General features: G+C 71.0%; 12 protein-coding genes. 4 read left to right on the top strand and 8 right to left on the bottom strand.

Annotation, left to right across the window (positions count from 1 at the left end; translation table 11 throughout):
- Window positions 1-102: 102 nt before the first annotated feature.
- The 7 genes from Mam01_RS20330 to glgP all read right to left on the bottom strand — a co-directional run bounded on the left by Mam01_RS20330 (window position 103) and on the right by glgP (window position 7,666).
- Window positions 103-618: a YbaK/EbsC family protein gene (locus Mam01_RS20330; protein WP_204286832.1), complete on the bottom strand. Its 516-nt coding sequence runs from the start codon at window positions 616-618 to the stop codon at window positions 103-105.
- 44 nt (window positions 619-662) lie between these two features.
- Complete coding sequence (locus Mam01_RS20335) at window positions 663-1,505, bottom strand: M55 family metallopeptidase (RefSeq protein ID WP_204286833.1); 843 nt, start codon at window positions 1,503-1,505, stop codon at window positions 663-665.
- Window positions 1,502-2,728 (bottom strand): DUF6395 domain-containing protein, encoded by a 1,227-nt coding sequence (locus Mam01_RS20340; protein WP_204286834.1) that lies wholly within the window; start codon window positions 2,726-2,728, stop codon window positions 1,502-1,504. Before Mam01_RS20340 ends, Mam01_RS20335 begins: the two co-directional genes overlap by 4 nt.
- A 6-nt stretch (window positions 2,729-2,734) precedes the next feature.
- Window positions 2,735-3,085 carry a hypothetical protein gene (locus Mam01_RS20345; RefSeq protein ID WP_150935505.1) on the bottom strand — a complete coding sequence of 117 codons (351 nt, stop codon included), beginning with the start codon at window positions 3,083-3,085 and terminating at the stop codon, window positions 2,735-2,737.
- Between the two features lie 56 nt (window positions 3,086-3,141).
- Window positions 3,142-3,915 (bottom strand): enoyl-CoA hydratase/isomerase family protein, encoded by a 774-nt coding sequence (locus tag Mam01_RS20350; protein WP_204286835.1) that lies wholly within the window; start codon window positions 3,913-3,915, stop codon window positions 3,142-3,144.
- Between the two features lie 22 nt (window positions 3,916-3,937).
- Complete coding sequence (locus Mam01_RS20355) at window positions 3,938-4,996, bottom strand: glycosyltransferase family 4 protein (protein WP_204286836.1); 1,059 nt, start codon at window positions 4,994-4,996, stop codon at window positions 3,938-3,940.
- Between the two features lie 72 nt (window positions 4,997-5,068).
- Window positions 5,069-7,666, bottom strand: a complete 2,598-nt coding sequence (gene glgP, locus Mam01_RS20360; protein ID WP_204286837.1) for an alpha-glucan family phosphorylase — start codon at window positions 7,664-7,666, stop codon at window positions 5,069-5,071.
- A 356-nt stretch (window positions 7,667-8,022) separates the two neighbouring features.
- On the opposite strand from glgP, the gene Mam01_RS20365 reads away from it, so the two are divergent.
- The 4 genes from Mam01_RS20365 (at window position 8,023) to glgB (ending at window position 15,520) form a co-directional block, all read left to right on the top strand.
- A complete protein-coding gene (locus Mam01_RS20365) occupies window positions 8,023-10,074 on the top strand; it encodes an alpha-1,4-glucan--maltose-1-phosphate maltosyltransferase (RefSeq protein ID WP_204286838.1) in 2,052 nt (683 codons plus the stop codon).
- 61 nt (window positions 10,075-10,135) lie between these two features.
- Window positions 10,136-11,872, top strand: a complete 1,737-nt coding sequence (gene treS / locus Mam01_RS20370; protein ID WP_204286865.1) for a maltose alpha-D-glucosyltransferase — start codon at window positions 10,136-10,138, stop codon at window positions 11,870-11,872.
- Window positions 11,869-13,218: a maltokinase N-terminal cap-like domain-containing protein gene (locus Mam01_RS20375; protein ID WP_204286839.1), complete on the top strand. Its 1,350-nt coding sequence runs from the start codon at window positions 11,869-11,871 to the stop codon at window positions 13,216-13,218. The genes treS and Mam01_RS20375 overlap by 4 nt, the downstream gene beginning before the upstream one ends.
- A gap of 46 nt (window positions 13,219-13,264) precedes the next feature.
- Window positions 13,265-15,520, top strand: coding sequence for a 1,4-alpha-glucan branching protein GlgB (glgB, locus tag Mam01_RS20380; RefSeq protein ID WP_204286840.1), 2,256 nt, complete (start codon window positions 13,265-13,267; stop codon window positions 15,518-15,520).
- Between the two features lie 6 nt (window positions 15,521-15,526).
- Here glgB and Mam01_RS20385 read toward each other — a convergent pair whose 3' ends face one another.
- Complete coding sequence (locus Mam01_RS20385) at window positions 15,527-16,510, bottom strand: NAD(P)-dependent alcohol dehydrogenase (RefSeq protein WP_204286841.1); 984 nt, start codon at window positions 16,508-16,510, stop codon at window positions 15,527-15,529.
- Between the last annotated feature and the right edge of the window lie 146 nt (window positions 16,511-16,656).

The raw sequence follows: 16,656 nt of genomic DNA on the forward strand, positions 1-16,656 counted from the left end.
TTAGCACCATACCGACTAAAAGAACGCCCATGAGTGAACCATCGCGCCACATCTCCGCTCAGCACAACGGAGAAAGGACGCGATCGGTTTCCGGGCGGGTGATCACACGGTGAGCGCGAGGACCTCCCCACGGGTCGCCTCGACCAGCGCCTCGCCGGAAAGCGCCAGCTTGGAGCGGCGGACGCCGCTGCCGATCACGACGAACGACAGCCGGGTCACGTTTTCGTCAACGAGCACCGGCCAGCCGTCGGGCAGCCCGATCGGGGTGATGCCGCCGTACTCCATTCCGGTCAGTTCGACGGCCTCCGCCTGCGGGGCGAAGGACGCCTTCCTGGCGTCCAGATGACGCCGCACGACGCCGTTGACGTCGGCCCGCATCGTGGCGAGCACCATGACGGCCGCGTACCTCGTCTCCCCACCGCGCCTGGCGCTCACGATCACGCAGTTGGCCGAGTCCTCCATCGCCACGCCGTACCGCTCGCAGAAGGCCGCGGTGTCGGCGAGGCCGGGGTCGATCTCGGCCACCCGCGGCGGCACGCCGAGCGAGGCGACGGCCTTGGCGACGGGATCGGCGAGCAGATCCGGCCGGTCGGAGACGGGAACCCATTCGAGCGGCATTCGGTCCTCCTTGACCGCGTAGGTGGAGTGTGGGGCGCGGGACGTCAGCCGTACCGGCCGCTGCCGCAGGCGACCTGCCCGCCGATCATGGAGAAGAGCCCGAACAGGGCCATGATCTCGTGGTAGTCGTCCGTGGCGAACTCGGTGTGCCGGGGGTCCACGAGCCGCACGCCGGGGATGATCGCGCAGGCCGCCGCGATGGCGGTGGAGTTCCACTCCACGCCCAGGACGTACGGCGGCTCGACCACGTAGGGCCGGAAGCCGGCCAGCCGGCCGAGGGCCCGCGCCGTGCCCTCGCGGATCCGCCGCCAGGCGACGGCCGGGGGCAGCAACTCGGCGGAGAACCTGTCGACGCCCTTCTTCACGGCGACGGTCTCGACGTCGCCGAGCAGCTCCCGGGCCTCCTCGCAGACCGCCTCGTCGCCGGCGACGAGCGCGACCGGCACGCCCATCGACCCCGCGAAGCCGGCGACCAGCCGGGTCTCGCCGCAGATCTCGCCGTTCAGGTAGACGTTCTGGATCTCCCTGCCCATCCAGGTGTGGTTGAGCACGCCGTGCGCCACCCCCGCGCGGGCGTGGTAGCCGGCGAGGCAGGCGGCGTCCATGCCCGCGACGAGGCCCTGGCCCATGCGGTGCGGCTTGCCCGGGCCCCTGATGAGGGTGGCCCGCTCGTCCAGCAGGTCGATCCTGAGGTTCTTGGTGGACCCGTGCGCGTCGTTCACCAGCACGGACGCCGCGCCGGCGTCGAAGGCGCCCTGGACGACCGCGTTGGCGTCCCCCGTCATCAGCTCGCAGCCGCGCTCGTAGCCCCGGCCGCCGTGGTGCATCTCCTCGGGGTCGGTGAGGCCGGTGACCCCCTCCATGTCCACCGAGAGATAGATCTTCATACCGCCGTCCATGCCTCCACCTGGCGCTGCTCGTCCGCGGTCATGAGCCCGACGTGCTCCCGCATGTAGGCGCCGACCTCCCCGCGCCAGGGCTCCGGCGTCTCGTCGATCGCGGGGGGATAGCAGTGGTCCATCCAGCGGGTGGACTCCACGGTCGCCCGGAGATGCTCCGCCGCGTTGGCGAACGGCGTGGTCTCGATGCCCGGCACCCGCGCGCAGCCGTACTCGATCGTCTCCTGGCCAGGGTACGGCGGCGGCTGCTGCCAGGGGCGGGCGGGGACTGATCGGGCAGTGAGCGTCGTCTTGAGCGGGCGTCCCTCGACGGCGGCGAGGATCAGCTCCTTGCGCAGGCACTTGCCGCACTTCTGGCATGGTCCGGACATGTCACCACGCAGGCACCAGCGCACCAGATGCGCGAGGTCGGAGCCCAGCGCCATGCGCATGGTCACGGGCTCGCTCACCCCGCCGACCGGGAGCGCCAGCGGGACACCGGCGGCGGCGTACAGCCGGCCCCACGGCCCGTGCGTCCCCCACATGGGGTTGTCCGACGTGAAGCGGTCGGCCTGCCGGCCGTTGTCGAGCCATCGCGACCCCAGCTCGTAGCCCAGGGCGACGCCGCCCAGATCCAGGTCGTCCGCGAGGAGCAGCGCCCCCACGGTGACGGCGTGGTGCTCCGGATAACCGGGCCGGGGACGGCTGAGCAGGAACTCCAGGTCCGACGGGACGATGTGGAGCTCCCGGCCGGTGCGCCGGGCGAGATCGGCGAGCACCTCGGCGCGGTAGTGCGTCCACCGGTTCGGCACGCGCGGATGACTCACCCGCTGGAAGTGAACGAACGGCGCGTCGGGGAACATCGCGGCCACGGCCATCGAGTCGGCGCCGCCGCTGTAGGAGACGGCCAGGCGGGCGCCGCTCCTGGCGTCCTCTCCCACCGGCCCGGCGTCCACCCCCCATCCCGTACGCAGCGCCTCGGCGAGTCCCGGAGAGATCGGCCGGTCGAAGGTCACCCGGCGGCGGGTCCACGGGGCGACGACCGTCCAGGCGGACAGCGCGAGCAGGTCGGGGTGGGGAGACCCGCCGCCGGCTCCCGTGTGGACGTGACAGGAGTTCGTCCGCAGTTCGACCGGGGTGCCGTCGGTGCAGGCCCCCGTGGTCTCGTCCTCGGGGTCGAGCAGGAAGACCAGCCGCCACACGCCCTCGTCACGCGTCCATGTCACCCGCATGACCGGCTACCCCACACGCCCGGAGTCGCCCACGCGCGCCGACAGGCCGTCGATCGCCTGCCAGATGCGCATCTCGTTCTGCAGCAGCGTGTCGACCGCCTCGGCGGTCTCGGTCGCGAGGCGGTGCGCCTCGGCCGCCTTCGGGTCGGCGGCCGCCTTCACCGGCGCCGCGCTCCCCCGCCGCAGCCGGTCGATCTCGTCGCGCAGCGCCACGACCTCCCGGCGGAGCATCTGCACCTCCCACAGGGCGTCCTTGAGGTCCTGCCGGTGGTCGGGTTTGGTGACGTACCGCGAATCGAGCCGGGACAGCAGCGCCCGGCGCAACCGTGACGGGGTCAGGACTCGCAACCGCATCATGAACCGCCACGATAGCGGCATTTTGGAGCGATCTCGGCCCAACTCCGGAGGCCGTTTCAGTGGCCGGTGAAGGTGGGGCGGCGTTTCTCGGCGAAGGCCGTCATGCCCTCTCTGGCGTCCTCGGTGGCGAACAGACCGGAGAACTGGAGCCGCTCGATCTCCAGGCCGGTGTCCAGGTCGGTCTCCAGGCCGTGGTCGACGGCCAGCTTGGCCGCCCGGATCGCGGCAGCCGCTCCCCCGGCGAAGGTGGCGGCGAGTTCGAGCGCCGCCGAATAGACCTCCTCGTCGGGGACGACCCGGTCCACCAGGCCGATCGCGAGCGCCTCGGCGGCGGAGACGTGCCTCCCGGTGAAGATCAGGTCCTTCGCCCTGGCCGGGCCGACGAGCCGGGGCAGGCGCTGGGTGCCCCCCGCGCCCGGGATGATCCCGAGGGTGATCTCCGGCTGGCCGAGCTTCGCGCTCTCGCCCGCCACCCGGAGGTCGGCGCACAGCGCGAGCTCGCAGCCGCCGCCCAGGGCGTACCCGGTGATCGCCGCGATGACGGGCTTGCCGATCCGCGCGACGGCGGTGAAGCAGTCCTGCAGCGTACGCGAGTGCACGGCCATCTCGGCGTAGGACATGACCGCCATCTCCTTGACGTCGGCCCCGGCGGCGAAGACGCGCTCCCCGCCGTACACGACGACCGCGTGCGCGTCCGGATCGGCGTCCACGAGCCGCGCGGCCTCCGCGATCTCCTCCTGGACCTGCCGGTTCAGCGCGTTCATCTTCGGCCGGTCGAGCCGGATCGTGGCGATGTGCCCCGAGGTCTCCACCCTGACGAATTCACCCATGGCCCTCACCCTAGAACGGAGATCAGCGTCCGAGCGGGAGGGGCCGCCGGGGAGCGCCGGGCTCCCGCGCCATCGCCTTGCGGTACACCTGCTCATATCCCTGCACCATGACGGGCAGGTCGAAGTGCCGTTCGACGCGGGCGCGCACCGCGCGCGGGTCCAGCGCGGAGACGGCCTCGATCGCCGCCGGCAGTTCGGCCGGCGTGTCGCGGACGAATCCGGTCACCCCGTCCACCACGATCTCCGGGACCGCGCCCCGGCGCAGCGCGACCACCGGCGTGCCGCAGGCCATCGCCTCGATCATGACCATGCCGAACGGCTCGTCCCAGAGCAGTGGAAGCACCAGGCATCGGGCCCGCGAGAACAGTTCGCTCCTGAGCGCGCCGTCCGCCTCACCCAGGTATTCGGCGTCCGGGCCGAGCAGCGGCGACACCCGCCGCCGGAAGTAGGCGACCTCCACCGGCTCGGCCTGCCTGCCGACCAGCAGGATGCGGCGGCCCGCCGCGCGCGCCGCCTCGACCGCGAGGTGCGCGCCCTTGTCGGGGCTCATCCGCCCCAGCCACAGGACCCACTCGTCCTTGTGCTCCCGGAACGGCCACGCCGCGGCGTCCACCGCGTTGTGCACCCGCGCCGTCCAGTTGAGGTCGGGCGCGTGGGCGCGCTGGGCGGCGGAGACGGCCACCAGCGCCACGTCCGGCCCGAGCCTCCGGTAGTAGTCACCGAGCTCACCGCCCACGTGGTTGTGGCAGGTGACGATCGTCGGCACGAGCCGGGCGGCGGCGGTGAGCGGCCCCGCCAGCGAGTGGTCGTGGACGACGTCCACGTCCAGGCCCCGCAGCAGGCGGGCCGCCCCGGCCGCGTGCACCACCTCGGGAAAGGGGTCGCCGATGCGCGCCGAGGGCGGCTCGTCGTAGGTCCGCAGGTCCACGGTCGGGCCGGCCCCGATCACGGTCACCCGGTGCCCCCGGTGCCGCAGACCCTGGACCAGCCCGTGCACGACCGCCTCGATGCCGCCGTACGCGCGGGGCGGGATGTCGTACCACGGCGGCGCGACCATCCCGATGTGCAGCACCTGTGCCATGGTGCGGGTCTACCCCCCCTCACCTGCGGCGAAAGCAGGACGAGGGGGGACAGGCCACGCATCGGCCCAGGGTTACCTCAGGGTGCCGTTGGTCATCCCGACCGGCTCCTCCGGTACGGCGATCAGGCCCAGCTCCGCCGGGGACGCCATCAGCGGGTGGGACGGGACCACCCGCACCGAGTAGCCGAACGCGCCGGTGCGGTCCAGCGGCACGGCGCCGGTGTAGTGCGCCCGGCCGTCGTCGCCCGACGAGTCGGCCTTGAGCGTGACGTAGCACGGCGCGAGAAGCTCGTCGTGCGGTCCCACGCGGCCGTACGCCGCCTCGACCCGCACGTCCTCGGCGGACAGCTCGCCGAGGGCGATCGTGGCCCGCAGCTCCAGCTGGGCTCCCAGCTCGGGGGTGTCCCCCACACCGGCCGCCTCCACGTGCTCGACCCGCACCCCCGGCCACGCCTTGGCCACGCGCAGCTTCCAGGCGGCGAACAGCCGGGCGTTGTCGAAGCCGTCCGCCGCGAGCACACGGGCGCTGGTGGCGGCCGGGGTGTAGAGGTCGGTGACGTAGTCGTTAAGCATCCGGCCGGCGAGCACCTTCGGCCCGAGCGAGCTGAGCGTGTGCTTGACCATCTCCAGCCAGCGCCGCGGCAGGCCGTCGGCGGCCCGGTCGTAGAACCGGTCGGCCACCTCGCGCTCGACGAGGTCGTACAACGCCGTGGCCTCCAGCTCGTCGCGCCGGTCGACGTCGTCCACCCCGTCGGCGCTGGGAATCGCCCACCCGTTGGTGCCGTCGTACCACTCGTCCCACCATCCGTCGCGGATGGACAGGTTGAGACCGCCGTTGAGCGCCGCCTTCATGCCGGACGTGCCGCACGCCTCCAGGGGGCGCAGCGGGTTGTTCATCCACACGTCCGACCCGGTGACCATGAGCTGCCCGAGCGCCATGTCGTAGTCGGGCAGGAAGACGATGCGGTGCCGCACGTCCTCGGAGTCGGCGAAGCGCACGATCTGCTGGATGAGCTTCTTGCCGCCCTCGTCGGCGGGGTGCGCCTTGCCGGCGATGACGATCTGAACCGGCTTGTCCGGATCGAGCAGCAGCCTGCGCAGCCGGTCGGGCTGGTTGAGCATGAGGGTGAGCCGCTTGTAGGAGGGCACCCGCCGGGCGAACCCGATCGTCAGCACGTCCGGGTCGAGCGCCTCGTCCACCCAGGTCAGCTCGGCCTCGGTGGCGCCGCGCTGCCGCCACGACTTCCGCAGCCGCCGGCGCGCCTCCTCCACCAGGCGGGCCCGGAGCGTGCCCCGGATGCCCCAGATGTCAGCGTCGGAGAGCTTGTGCACGCCCTCCCAGCCCTGCGCCTTGTCGATCAGCGACGGCAGTTCCTTGCCGGCGAGCTCCATCATCTCCCGGCCCACCCAGGTCGGGGCGTGGACGCCGTTGGTGATCGAGCCGATCGGCACCTCGTCGACGTCGAAGCCCGGCCACAGGCCCTGGAACATCTCCTGGCTGACCCGGCCGTGCAGCTCGGACACGCCGTTGACGCGCTGGGCCAGCCGCATGCCCATGACGGCCATGTTGAACACCGCGGGGTCGGCCTCGGGCCCCTCGGGCTCGGCGCCGAGCTCCAGGATGCGGTCGACCGACACCGTCGGCCAGGCGTTCGAGCCGCCGAACTGGCGGGCGATCATCTCCGCGGGGAACCGGTCGATGCCCGCGGGCACCGGCGTGTGCGTGGTGAACACCGTCCCGGCCCGTACGGCCTCCAGCGCCTCCTCGAACGACAGCCGGGCCTCGGTGAGCTCGCGGATGCGCTCCAGGCCGAGGAAGCCCGCGTGCCCCTCGTTGGTGTGGAACACCTCGGGCTCGGGGTGCCCGGTGATCCGGCAGTAGGCCCGGATGGCCCGTACGCCGCCGATGCCGAGCAGCAGTTCCTGCATCAGCCGGTGGTCGCCGCCCCCGCCGTACAGGCGGTCGGTGACGTCCCGGGCGACCGCGTCGTTCTCGGCGACGTCGGAGTCGAGCAGCAGCAGCGGCACCCGGCCGACCTGCGCCACCCAGACCTGGGCGTGCAGCGTGCGCCCGCCCGCGAGGCTGATCGCGACCCGGGCCGGCGCGCCGTCCTGCTCCTTCAGCAGCGTGAGCGGCAGGCCGCCGGGGTCGAGGGAGGGGTAGTGCTCCAGCTGCCAGCCCTCGGCCGACAGCGACTGGGTGAAGTAGCCGTGCCGGTAGAGGAGACCGACGCCGAGGATCGGCACGCCGAGGTCGCTGGCGGCCTTCAGGTGGTCGCCGGCGAGGATCCCGAGGCCGCCGGAGTACTGCGGCAGCGCGGCGGCGATGCCGTACTCGGGCGAGAAGTAGCCGATCGCCCTGGGGGCGCCCTCCAGCGACTGGTACCACCGGGGGGCGGTCATGTACTCCCGCAGGTCGTCGGCGGCGTCGGCCAGGCGGCGCAGGAAGCGCCGGTCCTGGGCGAGCACGCGCAACCTGTCGGCCTCGACCGCGCCCAGCAGCGCGACGGGGTCGTGATCGACACGCTCCCAGACCTCGGGATCCACCTCGGCGAACAGGTCCATGGTCTCGGGGTGCCACGACCAGCGGAGGTTCTGGACCAGCTCACCCAGAGGTGCGAGCTGCGAGGGAAGAACGGTTCGGACAGTGAACCTGCGGATAGCTCTCACGAGGTCAGACCCTAGTTACTCAGCGCCACGACGCGCGACCGAAAACATACCTGTCGTACTGCAGAATCAAGTTCTTCGATGAACGCTTTCACCCCCAGCACGCAGGTTCAAACCTCACCAAAGTACCCTTGACCTGGTGATGTCCATGCCGGACGATCTACCCCGGCACCAGTGATCGATCTCCAGGCCTCGTCGCGCCAAACACGGCGAGCGGTCTTTCGTTCGGCAGGGGTAAGAGTGGACTATTAGGGCAACCCCAGTATGAGCGAGGTGGGACTCCGGTCTACGGGTCCCTTCTGTCGTGCTGCCCGCCTGCCGGCGGTACCCGGTGTGCCGCCCCTGAGTACGAAGTGACGATGATCGGACGAATTCCCATCCAGGACATCCAGCCCGTCGTCGACTGCGGCCAGTGGCCCGCCAAGGCCGCCGCGGGAGAGACCTTCGAGATCAGCGCGACGGTGTTCCGCGAGGGGCACGACGCGGTCGCCGCCGGCGTCGTCCTGATCGACCCCGACGGCGCGCCGGGCCGGATGCTGCCCATGCGCGAGGCCGGGCCGGGCACCGACCGGTGGAGCGTGGAGGTGTCGCTGCCCGCCGAAGGGCTGTGGCAGTTCCGGGTGGAGGCCTGGAGCGACCCGATCGCCACGTGGACGCACGACGCGGGCATCAAGATCCCCCGCGACATGGACGCCGACCTCATGTGCGAGGAGGGCGCCCGGCTGTTCGAGCGGGCGGCCAAGGGCGTGCGGGCCGCGGACTGCCGGGCGGCGGCGGAGGCGGGCGGCACCTGCGGGCACCGGGCCGCGCTGCTGGCCCTGGCGGCCCGCCTGCGGGACGACGCCGTGGACCCCCGGGCGCGCTTCGCGGTCACGCAACTGCCGGAGACCGCCGAGCTGATCGCCGCGCATCCGCTGCGCGACCTGCTCACCCGGTCCGGGCGCCTCCGCGTGCGGGTGGAGCGGCGGCGGGCGCTGTTCGGCTCGTGGTACGAGTTCTTCCCCCGCTCGGAGGGAGCCGTGGCGGGGCAGGAGGGCGTCGCCCCCAAGTCGGGAACCTTCGGGACGGCGGCCAGGCGGCTCCCGGCGATCGCCCAGATGGGCTTCGACGTGGTCTACCTGCCGCCGATCCACCCCATCGGCACGCAGTTCCGCAAGGGCCGCAACAACACCCTGACGCCCGACCAGTACGACCCCGGCTCGCCGTGGGCCATCGGCTCGGAGCAGGGCGGCCACGACGCGATCCACCCCGATCTCGGCACGATCGAGGACTTCGACGCGTTCGTCGCGAAGGCCCGCGAGCTGGGCATGGAGGTCGCGCTCGACCTCGCGCTGCAGTGCTCCCCCGACCACCCGTGGGTCAAGGAGCACCCGGAGTGGTTCAACATCCGGGCCGACGGCACGATCGCGTACGCGGAGAACCCGCCGAAGAAGTACCAGGACATCTATCCGCTGAACTTCGACAAGGACCCCGAGGGGATCTACGCGGAGGTGAAGCGGGTCGTCCGGCACTGGATGGACCACGGCGTGCGGATCTTCCGGGTGGACAACCCGCACACCAAGCCGGTGCGGTTCTGGGAGCGGCTGATCTCCGACATCAACGCGACCGACCCGGACGTGCTGTTCCTGGCCGAGGCGTTCACCCGTCCCGCCATGATGCGGACCCTCGCCAAGATCGGCTTCCACCAGTCCTACACGTACTTCACCTGGCGCAACCACAAGCAGGAGGCCGAGGAGTACCTGTGGGAGCTGTCCCACGAGACCTCGCACTTCCTGCGGCCGAACCTGTTCGTCAACACGCCCGACATCCTGCACGAGTACCTCCAGCACGGCGGCGTGCCGGCGTTCAGGATCCGGGCGGTGCTGGCCGCGCTGACGGCGCCCACCTGGGGGGTCTACTCCGGGTACGAGCTGGCCGAGAACGTCCCAGTCCGCCCGGGCAGTGAGGAGTATCTCGACAGCGAGAAGTACCAGTACCGGCCGCGTGACTGGGCGGCGGCGGAGCGTGAGGGCCGCAGCCTTGCCCCGTTCATTACCCAGCTCAATTTGTTGCGAAGAGCGCACCCGGCGCTCCAGGAATTGCGTAACCTACGGTTTCACAACGTCGACCAGCCGGACGTGATCTGCTTCTCGAAGCGGCTGCCCGGCGCCTATGACACGGCCTCACGACGGCACGGACTAGGCGATGTCGTACTGGCCGTCGTCAACCTGGATCCATACAACACCCACGAGGCGACGGTCCGGCTCGACATGCCCGCCCTCGGTCTCGACTGGCATGCCGACTTCGTCGTGGACGACCAACTGTCGGGCGAGTCGTACCGCTGGGGGCAGGCGAACTACGTGCGCCTCGACCCGCACGTACAACCCGCACACATCCTCACGCTCCGCCACGGGTCAGTGCTCCGCCCGTGACGCAGCCCTGCACACTCCGGGGAGTCAACAGGTGAGCTCGACCACGCCTCAGTCCAGTCATATGCAGCCCAGCCACACACAGCCCAGCCACACGCAGCCGATCCCGAACACCTTCACCGAGGAGGAGCCACGGGACCAGCGCTGGTACAAGCGGGCCGTCTTCTACGAGGTGCTGATCCGCGGCTTCGCCGACTCGAACGGCGACGGCACCGGAGACATCCGCGGCCTGATCGAGAAGCTGGACTACCTCCAGTGGCTCGGCATCGACTGCCTCTGGCTGCTCCCGCTGTACGAGTCCCCGCTCAAGGACGGCGGGTACGACATCTCCGACTACATGAAGATCCTCCCGGACTTCGGTGACCTGGGAGACTTCATCAGGCTGGTGGACGAGGCGCACAAGCGGGGCATCCGGGTGATCGCCGACCTGGTGATGAACCACACCAGCGACCAGCACCCGTGGTTCCAGGCCTCGCGCAACGATCCCGAGGGGCCGTTCGGCGACTTCTACGTGTGGAGCGACACCGACGAGCAGTACCCCGGCGCGCGGATCATCTTCGTCGACACCGAGGCGTCGAACTGGACGTTCGACGCGGTGCGGGGGCAGTACTACTGGCACCGGTTCTTCCACCACCAGCCGGACCTCAACTTCGAGAACCCGGCCGTGCAGGACGCGATGCTGGAGGTCATCCGGTTCTGGCTGGACCTGGGGATCGACGGGTTCCGCCTGGACGCGATCCCGTACCTGTTCGAGCAGGAGGACACCAACTGCGAGAACCTGCCCCCGACGCACGCCTACCTCAAGCGGGTGCGGGCGGAGGTGGACCGCCTCTACCCCGACCGGGTGCTGCTGGCCGAGGCCAACCAGTGGCCGGCCGACGTGGTGGAGTACTTCGGCGACCCCGTCACCGGGGGCGACGAATGCCACATGGCCTTCCACTTCCCGCTGATGCCGCGCATCTTCATGGCCGTGCGCCGCGAGTCGCGCTATCCGATCTCGGAGATCCTGGCCCAGACGCCCAAGATCCCCGAGAACTGCCAGTGGGGGATCTTCCTGCGCAACCACGACGAGTTGACGCTGGAGATGGTCACCGACGAAGAGCGCGACTACATGTACTCGGAGTACGCCAAGGACCCGCGGATGCGGGCCAACGTCGGCATCCGGCGGCGCCTGGCCACGCTGCTGGACAACGACCGCAACCAGATCGAGTTGTTCACCGCACTGCTGCTGAGCCTGCCCGGCTCGCCGGTGATGTACTACGGCGACGAGATCGGGATGGGCGACAACATCTGGCTCGGCGACCGCGACGGCGTCCGCACCCCGATGCAGTGGACCCCCGACCGCAACGCGGGCTTCTCCAGTTGCGACCCCGGCCGGCTCTACCTCCCCGTGATCATGGATCCGATCTACGGCTACCAGGCGATCAACGTCGAGGCCCAGCAGAAGAGCGCCAGCTCGCTGCTGCACTTCACCAAGCGGATGATCGAGATCCGCAAGCGGCACCCCGTGTTCGGCCTCGGCGAGTTCACCGAGCTGAACTCCTCCAACCCCAGCGTGCTCGCCTTCGTGCGGGAGCTCGGCGACGACCGGGTGCTGTGCGTCAACAACCTCTCCCGCTTCCCCCAGCCGGTCGAGCTCGACCTGCGCAGGTTCGAGGGATCGACACCGGTCGAGTGCATGGGCGGAGTTCCTTTTCCCCCGATCGGCGAACTTCCGTATCTTTTGACGCTCCCTGGGCATGGGTTCTACTGGTTCACGTTGCCCGTCACGCACCGGACGGCCGGCACGAAGGAGGAGTGACGACTTCACTTCAGGAGCTTCTGGCCGGCTGGATCACCGGGCAACGGTGGTTCGCCGGCAAGGGGCGCGCCATCGACGACCTGTCCATCGACTCCGAGATCGAGATCGCCGGCGGGGACCCGGCGCTGCTCCATCTGGTCGTGTGCGTGCGTCAGGGGGACCGCCGCACGCGCTACCAGATCCCGGTCGGGCTGCGCGAGCGGCTGCCCGACCGGCTGGAGCACGTGCGCATCGGCAGGTGCCGCCGCGACGGCCGCGAGGCCGACGTCTACGACGCGCTGCACGACTCCGCCCTGACCACGCACCTGCTGGAGGGGATGGCCGCGGACCACGCGTTCGACGGCCTCGCCTTCCACCGCGCGGACGGCGTGGAGATCGACACCTCGCAGCGCAGCCTCGTGCTGACCGCGGAGCAGTCGAACACCTCGCTGGTGTTCGGCGACACGTACATCTTCAAGCTGTTCCGCCAGCTCAGCCCGGGGACCAACCCGGAGCTGGAGATCATCACGGCGCTCGCCGGCGCGGGTTCGTCCCACGTGGCCCGGCCGTACGGCTGGATCGAGACCACGCTCGAGGACGAGCCGACCACCCTGGCGATCATGCAGGAGTACCTGCGGAACGCCAACGAGGGCTGGTCGATGGCGCTGACCAGCGTGCGCGATCTCTACGCGTCCGCCGACGGCATGCCGGCGGAGGACGCCGGAGGCGACTTCGCGGGCGAGGCCCGGCGGCTGGGGGTGGCCACCGCGCAGGTCCACCGGGAGCTGGCCCGGGCCTTCCCCACGGGCACGATCGAGCCGCCGGAGCTCAAGCGGATGACCGAGCGGTTCCGCCGCAGGCTCGACAAGGCGGTCGCCGAGGTGCCGCTGCTCGGCGAGCACGCCGACGTCGCGGCCGAGGCGTTCGACCGGCTCGGCGAGCTCGGGCACGCGGTGCAGGTGCAGCGGGTGCACGGCGACTACCACCTCGGCCAGGTCATGCGCACCATGACCGACTGGGTCGTGCTCGACTTCGAGGGCGAGCCGGGGCAGCCGCTCGCCGAGCGCCGGGCGCTCGACTCGCCGCTGCGCGACGTGGCGGGCATGCTGCGCTCGTTCGAGTACGCCGCCCGGCATCTGCTGGCCGACCACCCGGACGCCGACGGGCTGGAGCACCGGGCCCGCGAGTGGTCGGAACGCAACCGCGCGGCGTTCCTCGCCGGCTACTCCGAGGGCGGCGGGCGGGTCCGCGGCGACGAGGCGGTCCTGCTGCGCGCGCTGGAGCTGAGCAAGGCCGTGTACGAGGTCGTCTACGAGGCGCGCAACCGGCCCTCCTGGTTGCCCATACCGCTCGCCGCCTTCCGCTGACAAGATCGCAGTGTTCGGTGGGATACATCTAGGGCAGGTTTGCGACATGGATTTGGACCGGCTGGCGGGGGGCGCTCATCACGACCCCCATTCGATTCTCGGGGCCCATCCCGGGCCCGACGGCGTCACGATCAGGGCTCTGCGGCCCTTCGCGGAGAAGGTCGAGGTGCTGGCCGACGGCTCGGCGCACGAGATGGCCCACACCGACTTCGGGGTGTTCGAGGTGACGCTGCCCGGCCTCGACAAGGTCCCGGACTACCGCCTGCGCATCACCTATCCCGACGCCCCGCCGTACGAGACGGACGATCCGTACCGCCACTGGCCGACGCTGGGCGAGCTCGACCTGCACCTGATCGGCGAGGGCAGGCACGAACGGCTCTGGGAGGTGCTCGGGGCGCGGGTGGTCCGCCACGAGGACGTGGACGGCACGGCGTTCTCGGTCTGGGCGCCGAACGCGCAGGGCGTGCGGGTGATCGGCGACTTCAACCACTGGAACGGCGGCGCCCACCCTATGCGCTCGCTCGGCGGGACCGGCGTGTGGGAGCTGTTCGTCCCGGAGATCGGCGAGGGCACGCGGTACAAGTTCCAGATCCTCGGCCTCGACGGGGTCTGGCGGGAGAAGGCCGACCCCATGGCCCGGCGCACCGAGATCCCGCCCGCGACCGCCAGCATCGTGGAGAAGCCGGCGTACGAGTGGCGTGACGAGGAGTGGATGGCCGCCCGCGCGTCGCGGGACGCCCTCGTCGAGCCGATGAGCACCTACGAGGTGCACCTCGGCTCCTGGCGGCCCGGCCTGTCCTACCGCGACCTCGCCCGCGAGCTGGTCGAGTACGTGACGGACATGGGGTTCACGCACGTGGAGTTCCTGCCGGTCGCCGAGCATCCGTTCGGCGGCTCGTGGGGCTACCAGGTGACGTCGTACTACGCCCCGACCTCGCGTTTCGGCTCCCCCGACGACTTCCGCCACCTCGTGGACGAGCTGCACCGGGCGGGCGTCGGCGTGATCGTCGACTGGGTGCCCGCGCACTTCCCGATGGACGAGTGGGCCCTTGCCCGCTTCGACGGCACGCCGCTCTACGAGCACGGCGACCCACGCCGCGGCACCCACCCCGACTGGGGCACGTACGTCTTCGACTTCGGCCGCAAGGAGGTGCGCAACTTCCTGGTGGCCAACGCGCTCTTCTGGCTGAAGGAGTTCCACGTCGACGGCCTGCGGGTGGACGCGGTGGCCTCGATGCTCTACCTCGACTACTCGCGCCGCGAGGGCGAGTGGACGCCCAACGAGTACGGCGGCAGGGAGAACCTCGACGCGATCGAGTTCCTCAAGGAGATGAACGCGGTCGTCTACCGCGAGGAGCCCGGAATCGTGACGATCGCGGAGGAGTCGACGGCCTGGCCCGGCGTCTCGCGCCCGGCGTACCTCGGCGGTCTCGGATTCGGCTTCAAGTGGAACATGGGCTGGATGCACGACACGCTCAGCTACATGTCCCGGGAGCCCGTCTACCGGCAGTATCACCACCACCAGATGACGTTCTCCCTGATGTACGCCTTCTCGGAGAACTTCGTGCTGCCGCTCTCGCACGACGAGGTCGTCCACCTCAAGGGATCGCTGCTGGGCAAGATGCCCGGCGACGAGTGGCAGCGCTTCGCCAACCTGCGCGCGTTGTACGGCTTCATGTGGGCCCACCCCGGCAAGCAGCTGCTGTTCATGGGCGGCGAGTTCGGCCAGGGCGCCGAATGGTCGGAGGCGGGCGGCCTCGACTGGTGGCTGCTCGACTTCGACTTCCACCAGGGCGTGCGGCGGCTGATCAGGGACCTCAACCACGTCTACCGCGACTCGCCCGCGCTCTACTCCCGCGACAACACCCACGAGGGCTTCCGCTGGATCGACGCGGACGACGCCTCGGGCAACGTGCTGTCGTTCCTCCGGTACGGCGCGGACGGCTCGGTGCTGGCCTGCGTCGCCAACTTCTCCGGCGCGCCGCACGACGACTACCACCTGGGCCTGCCGACCCCGGGCCGGTGGGAGGAGATCCTCAACACCGACGCGTACGAGTACGCCGGCAGCGGGGTCGGCAACATGGGCTCCGTCGAGGCGGTGGAGACGCCGCGGCACGGCCTGCCCTGCTCGGCGCGGCTGCGCGTGCCGCCGCTCGGCGTGGTGTGGCTGCGGCCGGTGGAGACGCCGACCCCGGTGAGCGCCGAGATGGACGAGCAGACCGTGACGGCCCTGCCGGAGACGGAGCCGGAGCAGGCGGAGGCGGCGCTGGAGGAGCCGGAGGGCCTGGTCGCCGAGTCCTGACGCCGTTTACACGCTGACGACGACCTTCCCGCGCGCGTGCCCCTCCTCCACGTAGCGGACGGCCGCGGGGAGGTCGTCGAACGGGTAGACGCGGTCGACGACCGGGGTGAGGTCGCCCTGCTCGATCAGCGCGGCCAGCCTGACCAGCTTCGCCCGCTTCTCGCGGCATCGGGTCACGTCGGCGAGGACCACCCGCCTCGACGTGAACGGCGACGTCGCGAGCGCCGCGATCGTGTGGCCGACGGGCTGCAGCCACCGTCCGGCCGGCCCGCCGACGAGAACGTGCGTCCCCCGGGGCCTGAGCACCCGCCGGCAGGCCGCCGCCGGCCGGGTGCCCGCGATGTCGAGCAGGAGGTCGTACCGCCGGGCGGTCCGGGTGAAGTCCGCTCTGCTGTAGTCGACGACCTCGCCCGCGCCGAGCGACCGGACCAGGTCCACGTTGCGGGGGCCGCAGACGCCGGTGACCTCGGCGCCGAACGCCCGGGCGAGCTGCACGGCGAAGGTGCCCACCCCGCCCGAGGCACCGTTCACGAGCACCTCGTGCCCCGGCCGGACCTGCCCTTCGTCCAGGGCCAGCAGCGCGGTGGCGGCCGCCAGCGGCACCGCCGCCGCCTGCTCGAACGACAGGTTCTCCGGTTTGCGGACCAGCTCGCTCTCCCGCACGCTGACGTACTCGGCGAAGCCGCCCCCGGTGACCATCGCGAACACCTGGTCGCCGGGCCGGAACGCCGTGACGCCCGCACCGGTCGCCTCGACCTCCCCCGCGACGTCGGCGCCCAGAATGCCGATCCGCGGCCCGCGCGGGCCGAGCGTGCCGCCCATCAGGCGCGCGACGTACGGCTCGCCTCTCATGTGGTGCCAGTCGTACGGCTGGACGGAGGTGGCGCGGACCCGGACCAGCACCTCCCCGGGACCGGGCGCCGGCGTCGGGACGTCGCCGAGCTCCAGGACCTCGGGCGGGCCGTACGAGCGTAGGACGTAGGCCTTCATGGCATCTCTCCTCGTCGCCTCTGCGGCTGGCTGGGTGGTGGCTGGGTGGTGGCTGGGAGAGCCAGCGTAGGAAGCGCCGCGCCCGGGACTCATCGGCCGAAAGTACGCCCGATCGGCAGCCGATGGACCGGTGCGGATCGAGCCGT

This window comes from Microbispora amethystogenes (genome assembly GCF_016863015.1).
Taxonomy (GTDB): domain Bacteria; phylum Actinomycetota; class Actinomycetes; order Streptosporangiales; family Streptosporangiaceae; genus Microbispora; species Microbispora amethystogenes.

Excerpts from the sequence above, each read along its gene's own strand:
- Mam01_RS20330 (WP_204286832.1), bottom strand. The coding sequence starts at position 618 with ATGCCGCTCGAATGGGTTCCCGTCTCCGACCGGCCGGATCTGCTCGCC.
- Mam01_RS20335 (WP_204286833.1), bottom strand. The coding sequence starts at position 1,505 with ATGAAGATCTATCTCTCGGTGGACATGGAGGGGGTCACCGGCCTCACC.
- Mam01_RS20340 (WP_204286834.1), bottom strand. The coding sequence starts at position 2,728 with ATGCGGGTGACATGGACGCGTGACGAGGGCGTGTGGCGGCTGGTCTTC.
- Mam01_RS20345 (WP_150935505.1), bottom strand. The coding sequence starts at position 3,085 with ATGATGCGGTTGCGAGTCCTGACCCCGTCACGGTTGCGCCGGGCGCTG.
- Mam01_RS20350 (WP_204286835.1), bottom strand. The coding sequence starts at position 3,915 with ATGGGTGAATTCGTCAGGGTGGAGACCTCGGGGCACATCGCCACGATC.
- Mam01_RS20355 (WP_204286836.1), bottom strand. The coding sequence starts at position 4,996 with ATGGCACAGGTGCTGCACATCGGGATGGTCGCGCCGCCGTGGTACGAC.
- Mam01_RS20365 (WP_204286838.1), top strand. The coding sequence starts at position 8,023 with ATGATCGGACGAATTCCCATCCAGGACATCCAGCCCGTCGTCGACTGC.
- treS (WP_204286865.1), top strand. The coding sequence starts at position 10,136 with ATGCAGCCCAGCCACACACAGCCCAGCCACACGCAGCCGATCCCGAAC.
- glgB (WP_204286840.1), top strand. The coding sequence starts at position 13,265 with ATGGATTTGGACCGGCTGGCGGGGGGCGCTCATCACGACCCCCATTCG.
- Mam01_RS20385 (WP_204286841.1), bottom strand. The coding sequence starts at position 16,510 with ATGAAGGCCTACGTCCTACGCTCGTACGGCCCGCCCGAGGTCCTGGAG.